Source organism: Methylosinus sp., assembly GCF_036560965.1.
Classification (GTDB): Bacteria; Pseudomonadota; Alphaproteobacteria; order Rhizobiales; family Beijerinckiaceae; genus Methylosinus.
Genome location: NZ_DATBQF010000065.1, coordinates 1 through 6,978 on the forward strand (window position 1 = coordinate 1; position 6,978 = coordinate 6,978).

Sequence of the window (6,978 nt, forward strand, 5' to 3'; positions counted from 1 at the left end):
AGGTGCGCCAGCCGCAAAACGGCATCGCCACCTCGCCCGGCGCGGCGCGCGCGATCGCCGACGAGATCGGCTACCCGGTCGTCATCCGCCCGTCTTACGTGCTTGGCGGACGCGCCATGGAAATCGTGCGCGATGGCGCGCAACTCGATCGTTACGTCGCGAGGCTCGCCGGCGATCTCGACCGGCCGAGCGAGCTGGTGGTGTCGAAGAAGAGCCCGCTGCTGATCGACCGCTATTTGTCCGATGCCACCGAAGTGGACGTCGATTGCCTCTGCGACGGCAAGGATACCTTCATCGCCGGCATCATGGAGCACATCGAGGAGGCCGGCATTCATTCCGGCGATTCGGCCTGCGCCTTGCCGCCGTATTCGCTGAACGAGAAGACGATCGCCGAACTGGAGCGGCAGACGCGCGCGCTGGCGCTGGCGCTCAATGTCGGCGGACTAATGAACGTGCAGTACGCGATCAAGGACGGCGAGATTTACGTGCTGGAGGTCAATCCGCGCGCCTCGCGCACCGTGCCCTTCGTCGCCAAGGTGGTCGGCGCGCCGATCGCCAAGATCGCGGCGCGAATCATGGCCGGCGAGTCGCTGTCGACCTTCACCCTGCCCTCGCGCGCGCCCAATCATGTGGGCGTGAAGGAATCGGTGTTCCCCTTCGCGCGCTTCCCGGGCGTCGACACGGTGCTCGGGCCGGAGATGCGCTCGACCGGCGAGGTCATCGGCCTCGACCGCAGCTTCGAGGCGGCTTTCGCCAAGAGCCAGCTCGGCGCCGGCGCCAAGGTGCCCCGGCAGGGGACCCTCTTCGTCTCGGTGCGCGACGCCGACAAGCCCCGCGTCCTGGCCGCGGTCCAGCAGCTGGCGAGCCTCGGCTTCACCGTGGTCGCCACCGGCGGCACGGCGCGCTACCTCCAGGAGCAGGGCGTCCCGGCGCAAAAGCTCAACAAGGTCTCGGAAGGGCGCCCGCATATCGTGGACGCCATCAAGAACGGCTCCGTTCAGCTGGTGTTCAACACGACGGAAGGCGCCCAGGCGTTGGCGGATTCTCGTTCCTTGCGCCAAGCTGCGCTATTGCATAAAGTCCCCTATTATACGACTCTGTCCGGCGCGATCGCAGCGGCCCAGAGCATCAGGGCCTATGTATCGGGAGATCTCGAAGTCCGCGCCCTTCAGGACTATTTCGCGTCGGACGCGTAAACGCGCGCGCGCGAATCAGTGAAGGCCGCCGCATTCGCGGCTCGTTCATGTCGAGGAACAGTCCGACCGTACGCCGCAGTTTTCGCTGGTCCGGCGGACGCCGGGATTTTTTTTGACCGGGTCAGGACACATCCAGGAGCGAAAGAGCAAGAGATGGTGGACAAGGTGCCCATGACCGCCGGCGGCTACGCTGCTCTCGACCAGGAGCTGCGTCAGCGCCAGCAGACCGAACGTCCGCGCATCATCCAGGCGATCGCCGAGGCGCGCGCCCATGGCGATCTGTCCGAGAACGCCGAATATCACGCGGCCAAGGAAGCGCAATCGCTGAACGAGGGCCGCATCGCCGACCTCGAGGACAAGCTGTCGCGCGCCGAGGTGATCGACGTTTCCAAGCTCACCGGCAATACGGTGAAATTCGGCGCGACGGTCACGGTCGTCGACGAGGACACCGAGGAGGAGAAGGCCTATCAGATCGTCGGCGAGCCCGAGGCCGATGTGAAGAACGGCCGCGTCTCCATCGCCTCGCCCATCGCCCGCGCGCTGATCGGCAAGAAAGCCGGCGACACGGTCGAGGTGAAGACGCCCGGCGGCGGCAAGAGCTATGAGATTTTGAAGGTCGCCTTCGTCTGAGGACAACCAGCGCGCTCCCCTTCTCCCACTCGTGGGAGAAGGGGACCCTCGCATCAGCGAGGGTCGGATGAGGGCGCCTCCCGCAGGCCAATATTCTCACGAGCGGCATGGGCCCTCATCCGACCCCGTTTCACGGGGCCACCTTCTCCCGCGAGCGGGAGAAGGGAGAGCCCAAACAGCCTGGGTTCTCTCCGACGGCCGCGCCGGGCATGAGGCCCAGAGCCTCGGCATAGCGGACGCCATCGGCCTCTCTCCACGCCTCATTCGCCTCGCTCCCCACGGGCTCATCGCCGCGCTCGCGCCCTTCGGCCCGATCGACCCGCGCGAGGCGAAGCTCTTCGCCCCGCCCTACCCCGATCTCGTCATCGCCTGCGGCCGGCGGACCATTCCCTATCTCCGCCATGTGAAGCGCGCCTCCGGCGGCGCGGTCTTCACCGTCTATGTGAACCGCCCGGCCAGCGGGCTCGGGACGGCGGACGTCATCGTCGCGCCGCGTCATGATGGGCTCGTGGGGGAAAATGTCATCGCCCCGCTCGCGCCGGCGAATCGGCTGACGCCGCAGCGACTGGCCGAAGCGCGTGGAGCGCTCGACCCGCGCGTCGCGGCGCTGCCAGAGCCGAGAGTGGGGCTGCTCATCGGCGGGGATAGTCGACATTTTCGGTTTTCGGAGCGGGATGCGGAGCGGCTTCTCGCCGCCATCGGCGCCATGTTGGACGACGGGTGGAACATTGCGGCGACCGTCTCCCGACGGACGCCGGCGCGGCTCGTCGAGGCGTTGCGCGCGCGGCTCGGCGGCGCTCATCCGACCCTCGCTGACGCGAGGGCTGCCGTCTCCCGCGCGCGGGAGACGGAGACCCGCGCCTTTCTCTGGGCGGGGGACGGCGAGAATCCTTATCTCTCCATTCTCGCCGGCTCGCAGGCGTTGGTGGTGACGGCCGACAGCGTCAATATGGTCGCCGAGGCGGCCGCGACCGGCGCGCCGGTTCATGTCTTCGAGCCCGAGGGCGGCTCCGCCAAGATCGCCGCCTTTCTCGACGCGCTCGAGCAGCGCGGGGCGCTCAGGCGCTGGCGCGGGCGGCTCGAGCATTGGCGATACGAGCCGCTGAACGAGACGCCGGCCATCGCCGCGGAGATCGCCCGCCGCTACGCGACCTTCCGCCAGGCGGCCCCCGTATTGCTTCATGGCTCGCGCGCTTCGTAATAGATTCGCGAATCGCCCGAAGCTCACGAGCGGTTGCGGCGCAACGCATAATGGCTAGATTGCGCCCATCCGAACGCGCCGCGCCGTCCGCGCGGAGACTTTCGCAAAAGGCCTCTTCTTCATGTCCGCAGACGATAAAGGCCGCCTGCACGCCCGCGTCATCGTGCTGGGGTCCGGTCCCGCCGGCTACACCGCCGCGATCTACACCGCGCGCGCCATGCTCGAGCCCGTGGTCATCGCCGGCTTCGACCAGGGCGGCCAGCTCATGATCACCACAGACGTGGAGAACTACCCCGGCTTCGCCGAGCCGATCCAGGGCCCCTGGCTGATGGACCAGATGCGCGCCCAGGCCGAGCATGTCGGCGCCAAGCTCGTCTCCGACCATATCGTCGAGGCCAGGCTCGGTCAGCGCCCTTTCGAGCTGCTCGGCGATTCGGGGACGCTCTACACGGCGGACGCGCTGATCATCGCCACCGGGGCCAAGGCCAAATGGCTGGGCATTCCCAGCGAGGAGGCGTTCAAGGGCTATGGCGTCTCGGCCTGCGCCACCTGCGACGGCTTTTTCTTCCGCGGTAAAAAAGTGCTGGTCGTCGGCGGCGGCAACACCGCCGTCGAGGAGGCGCTCTATCTCTCGCAGATCGCGGCCGAGGTGACGGTCTTGCATCGCCGCGATTCGTTCCGCGCCGAGCGCGTGCTGCAGGAGCGGCTCGCGGCGCGGCCGAATGTCAAAATCCTGTTCGACCATGCGATCGACGAGATTTTGGGCGGCAGCGCCCCGCCCTCGGTCACGCAGACCCGCGTGAAGAATGTGAAGACCGGCGCGACCCAGACGCTCGACGTCGACGGCGTGTTCATCGCCATCGGCCATCAGCCGGCCTCGGAGCTGTTCGTCGGGCAGCTGGAGCTGAAGCCCTCGGGCTACATCCATGTGGAGCCGGGCACGACCAACACCAATATTCCGGGCGTGTTCGCGGCCGGCGACGTGGCCGACGAGACCTATCGTCAGGCGGTGACGGCGGCCGGCCTCGGCTGCATGGCGGCGCTGGACGTCGAGCGATTTCTGCTCGAGACGCCGGCCCATGCCAGCGACGCGCTCGCCTCCGAGGAGCCGTTGTGAGAGCAGCCGAGTCTCCACCTTCCCCTTCAGGGGGAGGTGGAAAAACGCCTCGTTTCCGCCCACATGAGAAATAGATAAATCGATGCCGGATCTTCTCCTCGAACTCTTCAGCGAAGAAATCCCCGCCCGCATGCAGCGTCAGGCGGCCGATGATCTTCAGCGGCTCGTCTGCGGGGCGCTCGCCGAAAAAGGCCTCGCCTATGAGGGCGCGACCGCCCATGCGACGCCGCGCCGGCTGGCGCTGCATATCGCCGGCCTGCCCGGCCGCCAGCCCGATGTGCGCGAGGAGAAGAAGGGCCCGCGCGTCGGCGCGCCCGAGGCCGCCATTCAGGGCTTTCTGAAGAGCGCCGGCCTCGCCTCGATCGACGCGGCGAAGATCGAGAAGGACCCCAAGAAGGGCGAGTTCTACGTCGCCGTCATCGAGCGCGCCGGACGCGAGACGATCGAGGTTTTGGCGGAAACGCTGCCGGCGATCGTCAAGAGCTTTCCCTGGCCCAAGTCCATGCGCTGGGGCGCGGCCTCCGCGCGGCTCGACGCGCTGCGCTGGGTGCGCCCGCTGCAATCCATTCTCGCCACTTTCGGCACGGAGATGGAGACGCCGGATGTGGTGCGCTTCTCGGTCGAGGGAATCGAGAGCGGCGCTATCGCCCACGGTCATCGTTTCATGGCGCCGGCGAGCTTCGCGGTGAAGCGCTTCGACGATTACGTTCCCGCGCTGGAAAAGGCGAAAGTCGTGCTCGACGCCGCCCGGCGGCGCGACATCGTGCTGCATGACGCGCGCAATCTCGCCATGGCGCAGGGGCTCGAGCTGGTCGAGGACGCCGCGCTGCTCGAGGAGGTCGCCGGCCTCGTCGAATGGCCGGTGACGCTGATGGGCGCTTTCGACGAGCGCTTTCTCACCATTCCGCCGGAGGTCATTCGCGCCACCATTCGCGTCAATCAGAAATGCTTCGTGCTGAAGCGGCCGGACGGCGGCCTCGCCAATCGCTTCATCCTCGTCGCCAACATAGAGGCGAGCGACGGCGGCGCGACGATCGTCGGCGGCAATCAGCGCGTCATCGCCGCGCGGCTGTCGGACGCGAAATTCTTCTATGAGACCGATCTGAAGACGAAGCTCGAGGAGCGCCTGCCCAAGCTCGACAACATCGTCTTCCACGAGAAGCTAGGCACGCAGGGCGAGCGCGTGAAGCGCATCGCGGCGCTGGCGCGTGAGCTGGCGCCGATCGTCGGCACCGATCCCGAGAAGGCCGCACGCGCGGCGACGTTGGCGAAAGCCGATCTCGTGACCGAGATGGTCGGCGAGTTCCCCGAGCTTCAGGGCCTCATGGGCCGCTATTACGCGGCGGCGCAGGGCGAGGACGCCGAGGTCGCCGCGGCGCTGGAGGAACATTACAAGCCGCAGGGACCGGCGGACCGCATTCCGACCAGCCCCGTGTCCATCGCCGTGGCGCTCGCGGATAAGCTCGACACTCTGGTCGGCTTTTGGGCCATCGACGAGAAGCCGACCGGGAGCAAGGACCCTTATGCGCTAAGGCGCGCGGCGTTGGGAGTCATCCGAATCGTTCTCGAAAACTCGCTTCGCCTTCACCTCGGAACGATAGCCTATCTGCAGATATTGCGCGTCGACAGGGAACGTCGCGCGAGGGAACTGCATGAGCTTCGCGCTGGTGCGGCAGAGCTTGGCGCGCGCTTAACTCCTGAGACTATCATTAGTAAGCAAACGCTCGACCTCTGGCAGCAAGACGCGCGAACTTACGACCTCCTCTCTTTTTTCATCGACCGCCTAAAAGTCTACTTGCGCGACCGGGGGGCGCGATACGATCTTATTGACGCGGCCTTAGGGGCGATATCCACTTTCCAGGGGACGCCCCAGCACCAGGACGATCTCGTCATGATCACCACCAAGGTCGAAGCCCTCTCCAAATTCCTCGACACCGACGACGGCAAGAACCTGCTCGCCGGCTATCGCCGCGCCGTCAACATTCTAAAAATCGAGGAGAAGAAGGACGGCGCCGGCGCCTATGACCATCACCACGCGCCGAACCTGCGGATCGAACCGCAAGAGCACAAGCTCGCCGTGGCGATCGCGCGCGCGCGCGAGGAAACGACCGAGAAGCTGCACAAGGAAGATTTTGAAGGCGCCATGCACAGTTTGGCGAAGCTGCGGGAGCCAGTCGACGCCTTCTTCGATCACGTGACAGTCAACGCGGAGAACAAGGACCTGCGCCTCAACCGCCTGCGCCTGCTCAACGAACTGCGCGTCGTGATGCTCGGCGTCGCGGATTTTGGCAAGGTCGCGGGAGACGGCGGCGCGGCGTGAGCGGGCGTCGTTTGGGTTGAAGCTGCGAGAGCCCTCATCCGACCCTTGCTACGCAAGGGCCACCTTCTCCCACAAGTGGGAGAAGGGAGCGCCCCTACTATACTTGTTATTGAATTTATTGGCCTTTTTTCTCTTCGCCTCCCCCGCCCTCGCCCAATCCGCTCCGCTGCCGGTCGTCGCGAGCTTCTCGATTCTCGGCGATTTCGTGCGCGAGGTCGGCGGGAACGGCGTCGAGGTCTCCACCATCGTCGGGCCGAACGGCGACGCCCATGTCTACGAGCCGACGCCCGCCGATGGGCGCAAGCTCGCGGGAGCGCGGCTGGTTTTCGTCAATGGGCTCGCCTTCGAGGGTTGGATCGACCGGCTCATCGCCGCCTCGAAAACCAAGGCGCGAATCGTCACGGTCAGCGCGGGCGTCGCCCCGCGCCACAATGAGGAAGGGCTCGACCCGCACGCCTGGCAGGATGTCGCCAACGCGCGCCGTTACGTCGAGAACATCCGCGACGCGCTTGCC

Annotated in this window: 6 protein-coding genes; all 6 read left to right on the forward strand. The window is 66.5% G+C overall.

From position 1 onward, the window contains the following. The coding region (locus VIF40_RS17015; protein WP_331938705.1) for an ATP-grasp domain-containing protein at nucleotides 1–1,196 on the forward strand (1,196 nt) is incomplete at its 5' end. Nucleotides 1,197–1,352: 156 nt separating this feature from the next. After that, complete coding sequence (gene greA, locus VIF40_RS17020; protein ID WP_331938710.1) at nucleotides 1,353–1,826, forward strand: transcription elongation factor GreA; 474 nt, start codon at nucleotides 1,353–1,355, stop codon at nucleotides 1,824–1,826. A gap of 67 nt (nucleotides 1,827–1,893) precedes the next feature. Next, the gene (locus VIF40_RS17025) at nucleotides 1,894–3,027 is read left to right on the forward strand and encodes a mitochondrial fission ELM1 family protein (protein WP_331938706.1); all 1,134 of its coding nucleotides are present in this window, start codon (nucleotides 1,894–1,896) and stop codon (nucleotides 3,025–3,027) included. 121 nt (nucleotides 3,028–3,148) lie between these two features. Next, the gene (gene trxB / locus VIF40_RS17030) at nucleotides 3,149–4,144 is read left to right on the forward strand and encodes a thioredoxin-disulfide reductase (protein WP_331938707.1); all 996 of its coding nucleotides are present in this window, start codon (nucleotides 3,149–3,151) and stop codon (nucleotides 4,142–4,144) included. Nucleotides 4,145–4,226: 82 nt separating this feature from the next. Next, on the forward strand, nucleotides 4,227–6,464 hold the full coding sequence (glyS, locus tag VIF40_RS17035; RefSeq protein ID WP_331938708.1) for a glycine--tRNA ligase subunit beta: 2,238 nt from the start codon (nucleotides 4,227–4,229) through the stop codon (nucleotides 6,462–6,464). Nucleotides 6,465–6,582: 118 nt separating this feature from the next. Continuing rightward, nucleotides 6,583–6,978: metal ABC transporter solute-binding protein, Zn/Mn family (locus VIF40_RS17040; RefSeq protein ID WP_331938709.1), on the forward strand; the 396-nt coding region annotated here is incomplete at its 3' end.

Bases quoted from the DNA above. Each gene is read 5' to 3' on its own strand.
- VIF40_RS17025 (WP_331938706.1), top strand. From the start codon at position 1,894: ATGAGGGCGCCTCCCGCAGGCCAATATTCTCACGAGCGGCATGGGCCC.
- trxB (WP_331938707.1), top strand. From the start codon at position 3,149: ATGTCCGCAGACGATAAAGGCCGCCTGCACGCCCGCGTCATCGTGCTG.
- glyS (WP_331938708.1), top strand. From the start codon at position 4,227: ATGCCGGATCTTCTCCTCGAACTCTTCAGCGAAGAAATCCCCGCCCGC.